Origin of the sequence: Dyadobacter sp. CY345, assembly GCF_021502725.1 — a bacterium.
In the GTDB taxonomy this organism is placed as follows: Bacteria; Bacteroidota; Bacteroidia; order Cytophagales; family Spirosomataceae; genus Dyadobacter.
This window is the reverse complement of record NZ_JAKFFS010000002.1, coordinates 336,221-352,709: the sequence shown is the minus strand read 5'-3', so window position 1 is coordinate 352,709 and position 16,489 is coordinate 336,221. Positions and strand designations below refer to the sequence as shown.

The window sequence follows — 16,489 nt, the reverse complement described above, 5'->3', positions numbered from 1 at the left end:
AAATCTTAGAAAATAGCATGAGCGATATAAGAGCTAATGAATTTATTGTTGATTCAGAAATTGAATGGGAAAACCTCGGAGGTGGACTGAGGAGAAAAGTGCTATCATACGACGACAACCTGATGATGGTAAAAGTAGCATTCGAAAAAGGCGGGATTGGTGCATTACATAGCCATTTCCATACCCAAATGAGCTATATCGACAGTGGCGTTTTTGAAATCGTGATCGGCGACCAGACTCAGATTTTGAGAAAAGGCGACGGTTACTATATTCCACCAGATGTGATCCACGGCGCGACTTGTATAGAAGAAGGTGTGCTGATTGATATTTTCACCCCTTTACGTGAAGATTTTATTTAACATAAGACAAACCCAAACAACTCATTTTAAGAGGAATTTATCCGTATGAATTTCAATAAGATCAAACCAGTTTTTTGTATAGTATTACTTTTCGCAGCAACGCCATTGTTCGCGCAAAACCAGCAGGCAAAGGCTGCAAACGGAAAACAGTTTATTGTAGACTCAGAAATTCCCTGGCAGGATCTGGGTGGTGGTCTGAAAAGAAAGATCATGTCCTATGACCCTACCATGATGATGGTAAAAATTGATTTTCAAAAAGGCGGGATCGGCGCGCCGCATAAACATGTTCACACGCAAATGAGCTATGTTGAAAGCGGTGTCTTTGAGTTAACGATTGGAGATAAAAAACAGACATTGAAGAAAGGCGACGGTTATTATATCCCATCAAATATTATGCACGGTGCCGTTTGCCTGGAGGCAGGTGTGCTGATCGATATGTTCACGCCCATGCGCGAGGATTTTGTAAAATAATTTACCAAAAATAATGCTCACCAAGATTATTGAAACGCATGAAATATTTATCTGACCGTACTTTAAAACTTACTTTACTAACACTTTTCAGTCTGATTGCGACAGCCGTATTTGCCCAGCAAAAGCCCTGGTCGACACAAATGGCTGATTCCTTTATCTCCTGGAATAAAGACTCCATTCTCGTTGGGGAAGCCAAACGTTCTAACTGGAATTATGAGCAGGGACTGATGCTCAAAGCATTGGAAAGAGTATTTTACCGTACGGGTGAAGGGAAATATTTTGAGTATATCAAAAAAGATGCAGACCGTTTTGTAAAGGCAGATGGCACCATTCTCACCTACGATTACAGTTCTTTCAACCTGGACAATATTCCGTCCGGACGACCATTACTGACACTTTATCAGCAATCTCTGCCTGATAAGGACAAATATAAAAAGGCAGCAGATCTGTTGTGGAAACAACTTGCAGAGCAGCCACGTATTAAAGAAGGAGGATATTGGCATAAAAAACGGTATCCTGAACAAATGTGGTTGGACGGCGTTTTCATGGCTGAGCCATTCTCTGCTGAATACAGCATGCTTTTCAATCATCCTGAACATTTTGACGAAATCGCAAAACAATTTGAGCTTATCGAAAAGTACGCGATCGATGAAAAGACAGGCCTGATTTACCACGCCTATGACGATGCAAAAGCACAGAAATGGGCGGATAAAAAAACAGGCAGATCTCCACATTTTTGGGGACGGGCGATTGGCTGGTATGCGATGGCGTTGGTGGACGTGCTGGATTATTTCCCGAAAGATCATCCAAAGAGACCTGAGCTGATCAAATATCTGCAAAGACTTGCACCAGTTCTGGCGAAATATCAGGATAAAAATTCAGGGGTTTGGTACCAGATCATGGACCAGGGGACACGTAAAGGAAATTATCTGGAAGCGTCCGCGTCATGCATGTTTGTGTATGCTTTGGCAAAGGGATCACGATTGGGTTACATTCCTGCGACCTATGCGGTAGCGGCTAAAAAAGGTTATGAAGGGATTTTGAAAACCTTCATCGAAAAAGAGAAGGATGGAACGATCAGCCTCAATAAGACGGTCAGTGTTGGCGGACTTGGTGGCACGCCATACCGCGACGGAAGTTATGAATATTACCTCAGCGAGCCAATCCGGAAAAACGATTATAAAGGCGTAGGTCCATTCATAATGGCTAGTGTAGAAATGGAAATTGCTTCTGAAAATACAGTTGGAAAAGGAAAAAAAGTGGCGCTGGATTATTATTTCAACAAAGAAGTTCGTAAAAACGCAGCTGGGCAGGAAGAGCCGTTCCATTATACCTGGGAAGACCGCCAGCATTCTGGTTTCTGGTTATGGGGTAATGTGTATCGCGAACTTGGCGCACAAACCGTTTCAATTCCCTCAGCACCAACGACGGAAAATCTGAAAGGAATTGATGTGTACATCATCGTTGATCCTGACACCAAAAAGGAATCACCTAATCCCAACTTTGTTCAATCAAAAGATATCGCAGAAATTGAAAAATGGGTGAAGGCTGGCGGTGTGCTCGTACTGATGGCGAATGATACAGCAAATTGCGAAATCCCTCATTTCAACCAGCTGGCAAAAGTTTTCGGTATCCAGTTTACCAATAAAAACAGAAATATGGTACAAGGCCTGCAATTTGAGCAAGGCCGTATCGATGTTCCTGCAAACGACAAGACGATTTTCAAAAACGCCGGCAAATTATATATCAAAGAACTATCCCCTATTGCGGTAACCGCTCCTGCGAAGTCGATATTGACTGATCATGGTGACATTATTATGGCAGTTTCGAAATATGGAAAGGGAACAGTTTACGCCCTTGGCGATCCCTGGATTTATAACGAGTATCTGGACGGCAGAAGAATTGATAATTCTTTCGAAAACTTTGCAGCTGCCAAGGATCTTTCCATTTGGTTATTGCAGCAGACGGCAAAAAAATAGATTCTGACTTTTAAATTTTTAGACATAAAGCGTATGAATCACCTATATCGCGAGCATTTGCGCCGTCTGCGGAATAATCCGAACGTTACTGTGCCGGATGATGCCGTGTTTGAATTGCCGGAAAAAGTGATCCAGTTTGGTACCGGAGCGTTCCTGCGCGGGCTTGCAGATTATTTTGTAGACAAGGCAAACCGAGAAGGTATTTTTAACGGCCGGATCGTGGTGGTGAAATCTACTGATGAAGGTGATTTAAAGGCATTTGATCGTCAGGACAATTTGTATACGCTTGCCATGAAGGGTGTTCATAATGGCGAGTTGGTTGAAGAAACAATTATTTCCTCATCTATCAGCCGGGTATTATCCGCTAAAACCCAGTGGTCGCTGGTCTTGGATTGTGCGAGAAATCCTGCCATTAAAGTTGTGTTTTCAAATACCACGGAGTTGGGTATTCAGCTTGTCCAGGACGACATTTATCAATGGCCGCCAGTTTCGTTTCCGGGAAAACTGCTTGCGTTTTTATATGCCCGGTTCAGAGCTTTCGCAGGAGATCCAAGCTTTGGGCTGGTGATCGTTCCAACGGAATTAATTGCAGATAATGGAAAAAAGCTGGAATCTATCGTACTGGAACTGGCGCATAGGAACGGGCTTGAACCTGGCTTCATTGATTGGCTTGAACAATGCAATTCGTTTTGTAATTCGCTCGTTGACCGCATTGTTCCTGGCCGTCCGGATGTTGAAATAAAAAAACAGATCGAGAACGAGCTCGGATACATTGACGACCTGATGATCATGTCGGAGTATTACCGGCTCTGGGCCATTGAAGGTGACGAAAAAGTGAAAGAAGTTTTGTCATTTGCCCAAGTTGATTCCGGAGTTATTATTGAACCCGACATTCAGTTATACCGTGAATTGAAACTTCGATTATTAAACGGAGCACATACTTTGGGATGCGGATTAGCATTTTTAGCTGGCTTCCAAACGGTTAGAGAGTCCATGCAAAATCCGTCCTTCGAAGCTTTTTTATCTCATCTGATACAAAATGAAATTGCCGTTTCGATCCCATATCCAGTGAGTGAGGAGCGTGCGATAAAATTTAGTCAGATGGTTTTGGATCGATTTAGAAATCCTTATATCGAGCATAAATGGATCAATATCACCCATAATTACTCAGCAAAAATAAATTCAAGGGTCATCCCGGTTTTCCTGCAATTTTATAAAGCGTTCCATACTCCGCCCGACTACATGACTTTCGGGTTCGCTGTATATATCTATTTCATGAAGTCGGTCCGGAAAGAAGGTGAAAATTATTATGGTTTTTCGAATGATGCCTATTACCTCATCCAGGATCAAAAAGCAGCCTATTTTTATCAAAAATGGCAAAATCATCAACTCAACGAAATGGTCCATCTGATCCTGAAAGATTCATTTATTTGGGGATCTGATCTCACAAAACTGGGGGTATCTGAAGATAATGTCGTCCAATATCTTGAATCATTTGCGAGTTCAGGTGTAGCTCAAACCCTGGACATTTTTCTTGCAAAAGTCGAATACGTCAAAATATAATTTCCTATTCCAGAACAATAATCTGTTGTTATTATGCTAACTACCGAAGCCCCAAAGTTGGAAAGTCACATGACCAGATACCGCTGGCGCGTTGTGGCTCTGCTCTTTTTTGCCACCACAATCAATTATCTCGACAGACAAGTTCTGGGGCTATTGAAACCTGCTTTGGAATCAGATTTTGCCTGGACAGAAAAAGATTTTAGTCATATTGTTATGGCATTCCAGGCGGCTTATGCTATTTCCCTGATCGGTTTTGGTGCTATTATTGATAAAATCGGAACAAAATTAGGGTATATCATTTCAGTTGTCGTTTGGAGTATCGCAGCCATTTTACACGCCGCAGCCACAGGAACTTTAAGTTTTGGATTAATGCGCGCTTTACTAGGACTTGGTGAAGCTGGAAATTTTCCGGTCGCAATTAAAGCTACGGCAGAATGGTTTCCTAAAAAAGAACGTGCGCTGGCAACCGGTATTTTTAACTCCGGAGCCAACATTGGTGCAGTAGTTGCTCCAATAATGGTACCGTGGCTATTAGGTGCTTACGGATGGCAGGAAGCATTTTTAATCACGGGAGCACTGGGTTTCGTTTGGTTATTTTTCTGGTGGCGATATTATGAAGTACCTGCAAAACAGGAACGTATCAACCAGGCTGAATTTGATTATATCCACAGCGACAACGAGCCTGATACCAGCAAAGAAGCACCCGTAAAATGGCTTGATCTTTTCAAAGTGCGCCAAACCTGGGCCTTCGTTTTTGGTAAAATGCTGACCGATCCGATCTGGTGGTTTTTCCTATACTGGCTCCCATCCTACTTCGCAGAAGCTTTCAAACTAGATCTTTCCAAGCCAAGTCTTGAACTGGTTATTGTTTATACTGCGACTACAATTGGTAGTATCGGCGGCGGTTATCTTTCAGGTTATTTTATCAATAAAGGCTGGCCGATTTTCCGCGCACGAAAAACTTCCATGTTCATTTTTGCAGTACTGGTGACGCCGATTATGCTGGCGCAGTATACCACCAACATCTGGCAGGCTGTTTGTTTGATCAGTTTGGCGGCGGCAGCTCACCAGGCTTGGAGTGCGAATATTTTCACAACAGCATCTGATATGTTCCCTAAAAAAGCTGTCAGCTCTGTTGTAGGTATCGGTGGAATGGCCGGATCAGTAGGAGGAATACTTTTTCCTCTTATGGTAGGTATTATTCTGGACAATTATAAAACAGCCGGAAATATTGGCGGAGGCTATAATGTTATTTTTATCATTTGCGGATTTGCTTATTTGCTTGCATGGGCAGTTATGCACTTCTTTGCACCTAAAATGGAACAAGTTAAAATTTAAAGCGGCTTTCAGCATTCGGCTGTCGGCTATCGAATTCAAAAAAATCCTTAATTGTTATGAAAAAAACATTTTTAGTTGCCGCGTTATTTATGTTTGCCAGCCTTGTTTCATTTGCTCAAACGGCTGATGAGAAAGCAGTCGGTGAAGCGGTTGAAAAATTGAAAAATGCAATCGTTTCTGCTGATGCAGCGGTTTTGGGGAAATTAACATCCCCTCTTTTATCCTATGGACATTCGAGTGGTTTGCTGGAAGATCAAAAAGAATTTATCCGTGCTCTAACAAGCGGTGAGTCACATTTCACGCGGATTGATATTGCGGATCAAAAAATTACGGTCTCTGGTGACGTTGCTATGGTTCGTCATACTTTGTCGGGCGATACACATAACAAAGGAAAAGATCCTGCCCCGGTGAAATTAGGCGTGTTTTATGTTTGGCAAAAAATGAAAGGAAACTGGATATTAGTAGGTCGTCAGGCGTTTAAAATGCCGATGTAATTTCGAACCGAATTATTGAAAGATTATAAAAGGCAGTCAAACTGGACATCCGGATTGACTGTCTTTTTATTTTGCATCATAGAACTTCAACGCCCCGTGGTAAAAACCGGATATCTTCTTCCCGTCAGAACCTTCAACACAGTCAAAAGAAATATCGTAAATATCTCCTACTTTTTTAACTGTAACCTTTCCTGCAATGATGGCGTGGACTTCGCCGCCGGAAGTAATGTAGTCAGCATTTAGAACGATATAGGAAAAGCCGCCAAATGTTTTAGAGAGAAAAGTGGAGGAATTGTCAAAAGCATACGCACCATCGCCCAACACATTTGAAACGGGACTATAAATTTCGAAATAAACGGCGTGCCCTTTCCCGGAAGTTGAATCGATCTCACCCTCAGCTCCATGAATGGTGATACCGGATGAATATAGAAACAGCACCTGCTGATTACCCTCTGATTTGGAATATTGACCATAATCAATTAGCAGGCCATTGGCCAGCTCATAAGTGGCACCGTCGAAAGAAATTTCACTTCTAGGAACAATTTCTTCGTCGTCATTTTTACAGCCTGAAAATATAAGAAGTGTGAATAAAGCGAAAAACAGAGATTTGGAAAGGTTGAGCATAAGCATGTTTTTTAGAAGTGAAATCGTTAATCAAAACGGAAAATCTATAAATTTTCAAAATGGATAATCAGCTTCTAAATCCTCCCGGGATATGCACTATACTCAGCCTGATGTAAAAATAGCATTCCGGTTGTACACTAATTACTGACAACCGGAATGCTATTAAATATTTGCTTCTAAATGAAACGAGAATTAAATTAATGCGTAGGACGATCAGGTGCCGGTGCGGAAGCGTGATAATCTTCCTGAACAATCTCAGCATATTTATCCAAAAGCTCCATCACTCTGTCCCTTGATTTTGACCGCACGACTAGTCCGATATGATATTCCTCGTTCATTCTCCAAACAATTTCAGGATCATTAAAAACTGACGTGTCCGGCCATTGCTGCCTGGTCAGCGAAATGATTATTCCCGCATATTCCTTACGGCTCGGCGGTAATTTAAAAATTTCACCCTTGGCTTCCGCAGTCTCCATTTTCGCCCATTCTTTCCAGAGATTGATACCGGAAGAGGCCTCTACCAATTCAGAAAGGTGAGCACCGCCAACTCTCGATGATGTTTCAAGAAAATAATATTTTCCATCGTCTTTCGAGCGGATCACTTCTGTATGCGAAGCGCTGTGACGCAGACCAAAGGCCTTCAAAACATCAATCGATAGAGTTTCTAACGCATGTGCTTCGGAAGAATCAAACGGAACAGTTACTGATCTGAAAATGCCTCCACCGTGCGCGACATCAAACGGAGGAGCAAGATATTTACTGTTCCAGGTAAAAATTACCCGGCCGTTCATCGACAATGAATCTACGTGATAGACGTCTCCCGGTTTGAACTGCTCAACCAGGTAGGCGTGTCTTTTATCGCCCAGCTCATGAATTGTCTCCCATAATTCTTCCCGGGTATGCAGCTTTTTTATACCAGTTGCCGAAGCTTCTGAACGCGGTTTGATCATCCACGGACCGGCATTTTCATCTATAAATTTATTAATCACTTCATCATTGAACAATCCGCAAAAACCCGGAACCAGAATTCCTGATTCAGCTGCTTTGGTACGCATCGCGAGTTTGTCACGGAAATATTTTCCGGTTGTCTGCCCCATACCGGGAATACGGAAATATTCTCTGATCAAGGCTGCTTTTTCAACATCGAAATCATCAAGCGCCACAACCCGATCGATCATCCGGCTGCGCATGATGTAGGCAAGGCCGGTAACAACCTCGTCCATGTTGTATGTTTTGTCTTCTCCTTCTTCTATGTAAAAAAACTCGTCTACGGATTCTCTCGCCCAGGGTTTCTGATCCAGTTTTTTGGCTGTTAGCAAATAGACAATATTGCCGGCATTTTTGCAGGCTCTCAGGAAATCATTTCCCTTGAAATAGGTTGAAATACATAAAAAAGTTAAAGGACGCGCCATAAAATGTAGTTTGAGTGATACTATGCTGATCGGATCCTGATTATCCGACAAGAAAATTTCAGAAAACTTCCTTTTCCAAATCTAGCAAAAACTAGCTATTTATCAAGTAAGCCGGCAGTTAATTTTCTGTGATCCGAAAATTTAAAATTTACTTATCTGTTAATTTAAACTAAAACACAAAATTGCAACAAACGACAAATAAATGTGAGTTACAATGCTGATAAATAATCTCTTAGCAAACGAATTCCGTATCCGGTTCCCGCACGGCCAGGGGCAAATTCATTATCTCCAAACGCCATTCCGGCAATATCTAAATGCGCCCATTCAGGATGTTCATCTGTAAACACTTCCAGGAATTTGGCAGCAACAATCGCACCGGCCAGCGGTTTTCCATGATAGTTTTTCAAGTCAGCGATATCTGAGGAAATCTCTTCTTTATACTCATCCCAAACCGGCAAACGCCATAAACGCTCACCCGTTTTTTCTCCTGCTTTTGTCAGATCAGCTGCAAGATTATCACTTACAGAAAATAATCCCGCAGCCTCATAACCAAGGGTTTGAATAACGCTTCCTGTTAACGTCGCAAGATCAATTACAACATCAGGCTTGAATTCTCTGACTGCATAACTCAATCCATCAGCCAGAATCAGTCTCCCCTCTGCGTCTGTATCAATGACTTCGATGGTTTTTCCTGCATAGGATTTGATAACATCACCCGGTTTCATCGACAATCCGTCGATGGAATTTTCTGTTGAAGGTACTACACCAATAATCCTGACCGGCAGTTTGAGCTGTGCAGCCAGTTCAACAATTCCAAGCACTGCCGCTGCGCCGCCCATATCACTCTTCATCAAGTGCATACTGGCAGAAGGTTTGATCGATATTCCACCCGTATCAAACGTTACGCCTTTACCAACAAGCGTAATCGTTTTCTCATATTTTTCAGGAACGTATTCGGTCACGATCATCACTGGCGGCGCATCACTTCCTTTGCTGACAGCCAGCAAAGCATACATGTGAAGCTCGTTGAGCTTGTTTTTATCCAGGATCGTGACTTTATAATTGTTCTTTTGCCCGGATTCAACTGCCCATTCCGCTAACTTTTCAGGGGATTTATAATTGGAAGGCGCATTCATCAAATCCATAACACGCATCTGAACCGCCGCAGTTTTGGCAGCAGTATTGATTGCTGCCTCGTTTTCATCCGAAATTTTATCAGTCAGAATAAACAACTTACCGTTTTCGCCAAAAAATGAACTGAACAACTTCGGCTCGGTCTTGTATAGCTGTAAATTATAACCACCTAAAATAATGCCATTCACCGCGTTTTCAATCCATTCCGAAGATTTACCCATTGCGTCCAGAATGATATTTTCAAGCCAGCGGTCTTTGCGTTTAAAAAAAGCCGAACGGAAAGTTTTTAGTATAACAGGGAGTTTTGGTGTTTTTCCTAATCCCAGCCAAATTTCGTTTTCTGTAGGCCACCAGATCTCGCCTTTGTCCGCCTTAAATAATTCCTGATTTTCAGGTTCCGTACCTGCCTCAAACGTACGAAGTAGAAGTGTCTTTTCCGGTGCTTCTATGGTCTGGATGAAATGCATAATCTCTAATGACAAGTTGATATCATTCAAAGCTAAGCATTGTAGGCACTTATTTTTAAATTTTTGGCAACAATATTCTTTGAGTAAGCAGGTAAGTACGGGAATGTCAAACTACTTTAAATTATCATATTTGTATACCATGTTAATACAATTTTACAACCAGCAATTTGAGGCTACACATGTACGTAAAATCTATATCTAAAAATTTTATATTTCAGGGCGCTATACTTGGCGGATTGTTTTTGGGCCGGTCGCAGTACGTTGCAGCTCAGCGCAATGAAACAAAAGCAAATGATTCCAATACGCCTTTGCATTTGTTACAGCCTGATTATCCGGTTCCGTATGGTCTGGTAAAAAAGGAAAATATTGTCAAAGATCTGAACCGCATTTATGCTTACCTGAACAATGTTACGCCTACTGCATTTGTAGACAGCAAAACCGGGAAACCAGTAACTGATCTAACCAAAATTGATCAAAATACAGCATTGCAAAAAGGTGATTACCGTATTGTGAGTTATGAATGGGGCGTTACTTATTCATCCATGCTTCTGGCAAGTCAGGTTACCGGCGATCCGAAGTTTAAAGAATATGCAGATAAACGGCTCCAATTTATCGCTGAATCGGTTCCATATTTCAAAAAGACTAACGCCGAGCATGCCGACTGGGGAACAGCTGGTCCCTTGCGCGGACTCGTGGATCCGCACGCGCTGGACGATTGTGGAGCTATGTGCGCGGCGATGATCAAAGCAACCAGGGCTGGCACCACAGGTAATTTCAGGCCGCTGATCGATAGCCATATCGATTATATTTTAAACAAAGAACATAAGTTAAAAGACGGATCACTGGCCAGAAACAGGCCTCAACCAAACACGATCTGGCTCGACGATTTATTTATGGCTGTTCCCGCTTTGGCACAAATGGGAAAACTTACCGGCGAAAAAAAATACTACGACGAATCCGTAAAACAGGTATTGCAGATTTCCGGGCGCATGTTCAATAAGGACAAGGGCGTATATATGCATGGCTGGGTGGAAGGCATGACTGATCATCCGGAATTCCACTGGGCGCGTGCAAACGGCTGGGCTATTTTAACAAAAGTTGAGTTACTGGATGTATTGCCCGCCAATCATCCGGGAAGACCTAAAATTTTGGAATTATTAAAAGCACATGTCCGTGGTCTGGCTTCTTATCAGTCCGGCTCAGGATTCTGGCATCAGCTTTTGGATCGGAATGATTCTTACCTGGAAACTTCTGCCACTGCTATTTATGCTTATTCCATTGCAAAAGCAATAAATAATGGCTGGGTCGATGGATTAACTTATGCGCCGATGACGCTGCTTGCATGGAACGCAGTTTCCACAAAAATCAATAAGGAAGGACAAGTTGAAGGGACTTGCGTCGGAACCGGAATGGGTTTTGATCCGGCATTTTATTACCACAGACCAATCAGTCCGTTTGCTGCACATGGTTATGGGCCTGTTATCATGGCTGGTTCCGAGGTTATTAATTTATTGGCAAACAAGTCTTTCGAAATCAATGACAGTTCCGTTCAGCTTATTCAAAAAAAGTAGAAACTATTTATTTTTAATAAAAATCACCAAAAAAGGGCGTCAGGAAAACCCCTAAACGCCCTTTTTTGATATTAAAACTAAAATCTAAATTTTACCCAATCAATTTTATTAACCCTTAATCATTAACAATTAACCATTAAATCAGTCCATCCCACCCTTACGTGTAGGACTTCTCAAAGCCGGCCAGGCACCAGGTTCTCCTTTGGCATTTGCAGGGAGAACGCTTTTTTCGCGTGATGTTTTCACAGGATCCTCACTAGCCTGATAAGCCATGATCGCAGCTAAAATTGCATTGTTACGAACATCATCGAAAACGATTTTATCGTACGTATCACGGTTGGTATGCCAGGTGTAAGTTCCATAAGACCAGTTAAGCGAGCTTAAAGAAAATGCAGGAGCACTCGCCGCAACAAATGAAGCAAAGTCAGAACCGCCTGCTCCCGGCGCACCAGGAAATCTTGTTTCGATCTGATCCTTGATATTTGAAGGAACTTTTGACAACCAGCGTCCCAGGTAATCATAAGAATTCAGGAAGCCCTGACCGGCAAGATTTACAACACGGCCGGTTCCATTATCCTGATTAAAAACAGCCTGAATATTTTTTACAATTTCAGGATGATCCTCAACGAAGGCTCGTGAACCATTCAAACCCTGCTCCTCACTTCCCCAGTGACCAACTAGAATTGTTCTTTTTGGATTTGGATAAATTTTCTTTAAAATCCGCATCGCCTCCATCATCGTCAGCGTTCCCGTTCCATTGTCTGTCGCTCCTGTACCACCGTCCCACGAGTCAAAATGCGCCGAAAGAATTACATATTCTTCCGGCTTTTCTGTTCCTTTAATTTCCGCAATCGTATTAAAAGTTGGTACCACGCCATTTTCTTTTGAATCAGCTCTTACGCTGATTTTGGGTGTATGTCCCGATTCCGCTAAACGATATAACAGACCATAATCTTCCAAAGCAATGTCAACTGTTGGTACTTTTTTGGTTGTTGCGCCAAAAATTTTGTTCGCGCCAAATCCTTTTGACCAATAAGAAGCGACAACGCCAACAGCACCTGCTTTTTCCAGTGCTACGGGAAGTGTACGTAACGAATATCCTGTTTTTGAAATACGTTTAGCCCAGGCTTCGGTCTGGATATCACGCTCCTTTTTCATTTTTTCAAATGATTCTTTCGTTGCAAATTCCTGCCAGTTATAATCCGGGCGACCTGTTGGCTGCAACATACTGATCATTACGAATTTGCCTTTAACCGTTGGAAGCCATTTTGCAAAAGCCAGTGAATCCGCAAGGTCCGGAATAATTATAACATCAGCAGTGACCGTCTTCCCAGCCGTCGAGGGGCTCCATGCGAGCTGCATACCTTCCAGTGATTTTACTCGCGGCGAGACCATATCGATATGCGACGCACCTCGTTCCCATCCGCGCCATTCGCCCCATTTTTCATTTTTCGCAGTGATATTCCAATCCTTATATTTTGCAACCGCCCATTCATTTGCCTGTTGCATTTGAGGAGAGCCGACAAGACGCGGCCCAATCACATCCATTAATTCATGTCCAAGCTTTTCAAGCTGGGAATTTTCATTGGCTTCTTTTACGATGCCTTCAATAATCGGATCTTTTGTTTGTGCCTGGGTTAAAATTGAAGTTGCCAGAAGCAACCCAAGCGAGAGCCCGGATAGTTTTTTCATAGGTTGTCTAACTGTATTTTGGTTTCGGATTTCCTAAATTAGGAATATTGATTTAACCATTTGCCTAATCATGAAATATTACTGATTAGTCCTTGAATTACCTTATTTATACTATTTTAAAGTATAATGCTAGAAGATTGCGCCTAAAAACGGAGGACACTTTGAGGGAAGATTATCTTCGTTTAACATATCTTTAAGATCGATCTCAATATTTCGAACAATGGTTCTTACCGGAACATCATTCAGCAAGCCTTCGAATGGATTTTCACTGACATCGCCGGTGTATTCCATAAACATAAAAACCCAGGAAACGATCATATTAAATGGAATGAGAAGCCACATATATTGATCGCCTAATTTCAAAAATTCTGTCAGCAAGCCGAATGGCAAGAGCGTCATAAAAATGAAAATGAAGACAATTGAAGTCGTCGCATACTGGCGTGGAAAAGGTGTATTTTTAATTCTTTCACTCTTTCCCTGTTCATCATACAACGAAGCGATCAGTCTTTGCAACTCTATATGCTGGTAAGTGTCAATCAGCTCTCTTTTTCTCAAATGGCTGATATGTTGAGATTGCCTGTCGAGCAATTGCGTCGCCATATTCTTCTTTGTTTTCATCCATGCAACTTCCTCTGATGACAGATAACGAACGATTTCTTTATCAAAAGTTTCAAGTTCCGTCCCCAATGCTTTTCGTTGGCGCTCACTCGCTTTGTCTTTGTGTTCCCAGCTTGTTCGTTGCGCCATGGCATTTTTCAGTGCATATAACCAACCGATATGCCGGTATATGATTATACGGATTTCTTCATCAACCGCCGTGCCATTATCATTTCCAACAAAAGCCCGCAGTGCTGCACTTAGCGAACGACTATTGTTGGTGATGGCGCCCCAGACCGTTCTTGCCTCCCAGCTTCTGTCGTAGGATTGGTTGTTTTTAAAACCAACAAAAAAAGCCGTTGCCGTACCAATCAGCGATACCGGCAGCCAGGGAATCGCAACCCATTGCCAACCCAGATATTCGTACGATAAAATGGCGGCAGATCCGGTAAAAAGCGAAAGCAGAATCATCCGCCAGGAATAATAATAAAGAACCAGGGGATGTAGATAGCGATTGATGTACATAGTAAGGTGTTTGAGTAGTAAGTTTTTATTTTAAATCAAGCACAAAGTTCGGGCTTATTCAGGTGAATCGGCTTACAAGAAAAGGAGGCTCCTATGGAGCCGACAAGATTAGTTTAATTCCTAAATCCTAGAAACAGGGAGCTCTATCGAGCTACTAACGTTATGGAAATTTCTGAAATACGATGCTTGGAAGCTACTCTTTATTTCAAATACCGCTTCTTAAATTCCGACGGATTTTCGCCTTCTATTTTCCTGAACAATTTGTTAAAATAAGACAAACTTTCAAAACCAACAGCGAAGCAGGTTTCAGAAATAGTTTTATCCTGCAATAAATAATTTTTCGCCTGGTTGATACGATACTGATTCACAAAATCTGTAAAGGTCATCTTCGTATTTTTCTTGAAAAACCTGCAAAAAGCGGCAGTTGTTAGATTGACTTGTTCTGCTATAAAATTAACATCCGGCCGCTGATCAAAATGCGTTTCTACATATTTATAAATTGAATCCATGCGCATTTGCTCCTTTTGAAGCGATTTGTTACCGGCGGGCAAACTATTTAAAACGGTTATATCGTCTGACGAAGCCAGTAATTTTAAAATTTGGAGCAGCGACATAAGCTGATCGAAATGTTCAAGTTTTGGCAATTCTTTCAATTTTTCCCCTGCAATTTGTTTTGTTAATCCCGAAAAAGAAAGCCCGTAATGTGAATTTTGAAAAAGTGATTTTATTGATTTTAACTCAGGAATGTCCAGGAAGTCTTTCCCAAGAAAATTTTCCTTCATTTGAATAATCACCTGCTCACATTCCGTGCGAACGCCATAATCAAAGTTCAGATGCGGAATATTTGGGCCAATAAAAACCAGATCACTGCCCTCATAAACAGAGGTGTGGTCTCCCACATGTCGTGTTCCACTCGTTCCCTCGACAAACACAATTTCATATTCCGGGTGAAAATGCCAGAGAAAGGTATCATTCAATCCCGGCGTAAGCAGGACCTTGAAAGAACTTCCCTCGTCTGGTGCGATATTCTCACGGATTATTTTCATGATCAGCGGTTAGCTTTTAGCTGTTGGCAATTAGTATGGCTTGAAGTGTCTTGGGTTAAGTTTACTGATTCAATTTTGGCAGCGTTCTTTACCACTTTTACCTATTTCAGAATTTAAGCTATTAAAAATATCAATACAGAGCAAATACCGGATATTGGAGCGGTGGAAATGACAATCGAGTATATGGTAACTTTATCCTATTAAATCACCATAAAATATTATATCAAATGGAACACCAAAATATGACTCCAACGATGGCGCCTTCCAACGCACATAAAGATATTCCCGGCAATCCTTCCACGGCCAAATCCAGCAGCGTGAAATTGAATGATAGAAGTAACGGAAAACCTTTGCGGCTGCTGAGCGAGGACGACTGGCAATTCTGGATTACCAACGGATACATCGTTGTCAAGGATGCCGTCCCGAAAGATCAGGTAAAAAAGCTGGCAGATTTTCTCTGGGAATTTGAAGAAAAGGACCCGAATGATCCTGAAACCTGGTACACGTCGCCGCGCGCCGAAATGAAAATGAAGGAGCTTACAAATACCGGCATGGTGGAAGTTTATAATCATCAATACATGTGGGATAATCGTCAGTTCCCGAAAGTTCATGATGCATTCACTGATATATGGGGAACGGAAAAATTATGGGTCACTATCGACCGCGCCAATCTGAATTTGCCGTTACGACCAGGTTTTGATTATAAAGGTTTTATCCATTGGGATTATGATCCTGAAACAAAACCACAAAATGTTCAGGGTGTTTTGGCTTTGGCTGATCAGGACGACGAAAATATGGGCGGGTTCCAATGTATCCCTGAATTATTCAGAACATATGATACCTGGAAATTGACTCAGCCCGAAGATCGTAACCATTTTCAACCGGATATTACAGGTTTTGAATTGGTTAAGGTAAAAATGAATGCAGGCGATCTGTTGATCTTCAATAGTTCTCAGCCACACGGAATCAGACCAAACAGAAGTGAAAACAAATTCCGTTTAGCGCAATATATCGCAATGATGCCGGCTCAGGAAGATAACGAAGAATTGCGCCAGTGGAGAATAAATTCATGGAAAGAAAGACAAGCACCGGAAGGTTACGCTTTCCCGGGCGATCCAAGGAATTGGGAAAAAACAAAATATAAAACGGCTGAATTGTCGGATTTGGGGAGGAAATTGTTGGGGTTGAATAAGTGGTAATAGAAGTTATTTATTTCC

14 protein-coding genes are annotated in these 16,489 nt (G+C 42.0%); 8 read left to right on the top strand and 6 right to left on the bottom strand.

The window, feature by feature from the left end:
• The first annotated feature begins 17 nt into the window (after positions 1-17).
• From L0657_RS11155 to L0657_RS11130, 6 genes are read left to right on the top strand one after another with little or no spacing between them, the layout of a single operon-like run.
• The gene (locus tag L0657_RS11155) at positions 18-359 is read left to right on the top strand and encodes a cupin domain-containing protein (protein ID WP_235150850.1); all 342 of its coding nucleotides are present in this window, start codon (positions 18-20) and stop codon (positions 357-359) included.
• A gap of 45 nt (positions 360-404) precedes the next feature.
• Entirely contained in the window at positions 405-830 is a 426-nt protein-coding gene (locus L0657_RS11150; RefSeq protein WP_235150847.1) for a cupin domain-containing protein, read from the top strand.
• A 38-nt stretch (positions 831-868) separates the two neighbouring features.
• Positions 869-2,809 carry a glycoside hydrolase family 88 protein gene (locus L0657_RS11145; protein WP_409015038.1) on the top strand — a complete coding sequence of 647 codons (1,941 nt, stop codon included), beginning with the start codon at positions 869-871 and terminating at the stop codon, positions 2,807-2,809.
• A 33-nt stretch (positions 2,810-2,842) separates the two neighbouring features.
• A complete protein-coding gene (locus tag L0657_RS11140; protein WP_235150845.1) occupies positions 2,843-4,372 on the top strand; it encodes a tagaturonate reductase in 1,530 nt (509 codons plus the stop codon).
• A 33-nt stretch (positions 4,373-4,405) separates the two neighbouring features.
• Positions 4,406-5,710: an MFS transporter gene (locus tag L0657_RS11135; RefSeq protein WP_235150843.1), complete on the top strand. Its 1,305-nt coding sequence runs from the start codon at positions 4,406-4,408 to the stop codon at positions 5,708-5,710.
• Between the two features lie 56 nt (positions 5,711-5,766).
• Complete coding sequence (locus L0657_RS11130; RefSeq protein WP_235150841.1) at positions 5,767-6,204, top strand: nuclear transport factor 2 family protein; 438 nt, start codon at positions 5,767-5,769, stop codon at positions 6,202-6,204.
• Between the two features lie 66 nt (positions 6,205-6,270).
• Here L0657_RS11130 and L0657_RS11125 read toward each other — a convergent pair whose 3' ends face one another.
• The 3 genes from L0657_RS11125 to L0657_RS11115 all read right to left on the bottom strand — a co-directional run bounded on the left by L0657_RS11125 (position 6,271) and on the right by L0657_RS11115 (position 9,841).
• The gene (locus tag L0657_RS11125; RefSeq protein ID WP_235150840.1) at positions 6,271-6,828 is read right to left on the bottom strand and encodes a hypothetical protein; all 558 of its coding nucleotides are present in this window, start codon (positions 6,826-6,828) and stop codon (positions 6,271-6,273) included.
• Between the two features lie 197 nt (positions 6,829-7,025).
• Complete coding sequence (locus L0657_RS11120) at positions 7,026-8,240, bottom strand: acetyl-CoA carboxylase biotin carboxylase subunit family protein (protein ID WP_235150838.1); 1,215 nt, start codon at positions 8,238-8,240, stop codon at positions 7,026-7,028.
• 209 nt (positions 8,241-8,449) lie between these two features.
• A complete protein-coding gene (locus L0657_RS11115) occupies positions 8,450-9,841 on the bottom strand; it encodes a M17 family metallopeptidase (protein WP_235150836.1) in 1,392 nt (463 codons plus the stop codon).
• A 179-nt stretch (positions 9,842-10,020) separates the two neighbouring features.
• Between L0657_RS11115 and L0657_RS11110 the strand changes: the two genes are divergently transcribed.
• Complete coding sequence (locus tag L0657_RS11110) at positions 10,021-11,412, top strand: glycoside hydrolase family 105 protein (protein ID WP_235150834.1); 1,392 nt, start codon at positions 10,021-10,023, stop codon at positions 11,410-11,412.
• Between the two features lie 141 nt (positions 11,413-11,553).
• On the opposite strand, the gene L0657_RS11105 is transcribed toward L0657_RS11110, so the two are convergent.
• The 3 genes from L0657_RS11105 to L0657_RS11095 form a co-directional block, all read right to left on the bottom strand.
• Positions 11,554-13,104 carry a M20/M25/M40 family metallo-hydrolase gene (locus tag L0657_RS11105; protein WP_235150832.1) on the bottom strand — a complete coding sequence of 517 codons (1,551 nt, stop codon included), beginning with the start codon at positions 13,102-13,104 and terminating at the stop codon, positions 11,554-11,556.
• Between the two features lie 129 nt (positions 13,105-13,233).
• Positions 13,234-14,226: a bestrophin family protein gene (locus tag L0657_RS11100; RefSeq protein WP_235150830.1), complete on the bottom strand. Its 993-nt coding sequence runs from the start codon at positions 14,224-14,226 to the stop codon at positions 13,234-13,236.
• Between the two features lie 200 nt (positions 14,227-14,426).
• Positions 14,427-15,272 carry an AraC family transcriptional regulator gene (locus L0657_RS11095; RefSeq protein ID WP_235150828.1) on the bottom strand — a complete coding sequence of 282 codons (846 nt, stop codon included), beginning with the start codon at positions 15,270-15,272 and terminating at the stop codon, positions 14,427-14,429.
• Between the two features lie 227 nt (positions 15,273-15,499).
• On the opposite strand from L0657_RS11095, the gene L0657_RS11090 reads away from it, so the two are divergent.
• Positions 15,500-16,471, top strand: a complete 972-nt coding sequence (locus L0657_RS11090) for a phytanoyl-CoA dioxygenase family protein (RefSeq protein ID WP_235150826.1) — start codon at positions 15,500-15,502, stop codon at positions 16,469-16,471.
• Positions 16,472-16,489 lie beyond the last annotated feature (18 nt).

Coding starts and splice junctions, on each gene's coding strand:
- L0657_RS11095 (WP_235150828.1), bottom strand. CDS start 15,272: ATGAAAATAATCCGTGAGAATATCGCACCAGACGAGGGAAGTTCTTTC.
- L0657_RS11120 (WP_235150838.1), bottom strand. CDS start 8,240: ATGGCGCGTCCTTTAACTTTTTTATGTATTTCAACCTATTTCAAGGGA.
- L0657_RS11125 (WP_235150840.1), bottom strand. CDS start 6,828: ATGCTCAACCTTTCCAAATCTCTGTTTTTCGCTTTATTCACACTTCTT.
- L0657_RS11135 (WP_235150843.1), top strand. CDS start 4,406: ATGCTAACTACCGAAGCCCCAAAGTTGGAAAGTCACATGACCAGATAC.
- L0657_RS11140 (WP_235150845.1), top strand. CDS start 2,843: ATGAATCACCTATATCGCGAGCATTTGCGCCGTCTGCGGAATAATCCG.
- L0657_RS11100 (WP_235150830.1), bottom strand. CDS start 14,226: ATGTACATCAATCGCTATCTACATCCCCTGGTTCTTTATTATTATTCC.
- L0657_RS11110 (WP_235150834.1), top strand. CDS start 10,021: ATGTACGTAAAATCTATATCTAAAAATTTTATATTTCAGGGCGCTATA.
- L0657_RS11130 (WP_235150841.1), top strand. CDS start 5,767: ATGAAAAAAACATTTTTAGTTGCCGCGTTATTTATGTTTGCCAGCCTT.
- L0657_RS11115 (WP_235150836.1), bottom strand. CDS start 9,841: ATGCATTTCATCCAGACCATAGAAGCACCGGAAAAGACACTTCTACTT.
- L0657_RS11090 (WP_235150826.1), top strand. CDS start 15,500: ATGGAACACCAAAATATGACTCCAACGATGGCGCCTTCCAACGCACAT.
- L0657_RS11105 (WP_235150832.1), bottom strand. CDS start 13,104: ATGAAAAAACTATCCGGGCTCTCGCTTGGGTTGCTTCTGGCAACTTCA.
- L0657_RS11145 (WP_409015038.1), top strand. CDS start 869: ATGAAATATTTATCTGACCGTACTTTAAAACTTACTTTACTAACACTT.
- L0657_RS11155 (WP_235150850.1), top strand. CDS start 18: ATGAGCGATATAAGAGCTAATGAATTTATTGTTGATTCAGAAATTGAA.
- L0657_RS11150 (WP_235150847.1), top strand. CDS start 405: ATGAATTTCAATAAGATCAAACCAGTTTTTTGTATAGTATTACTTTTC.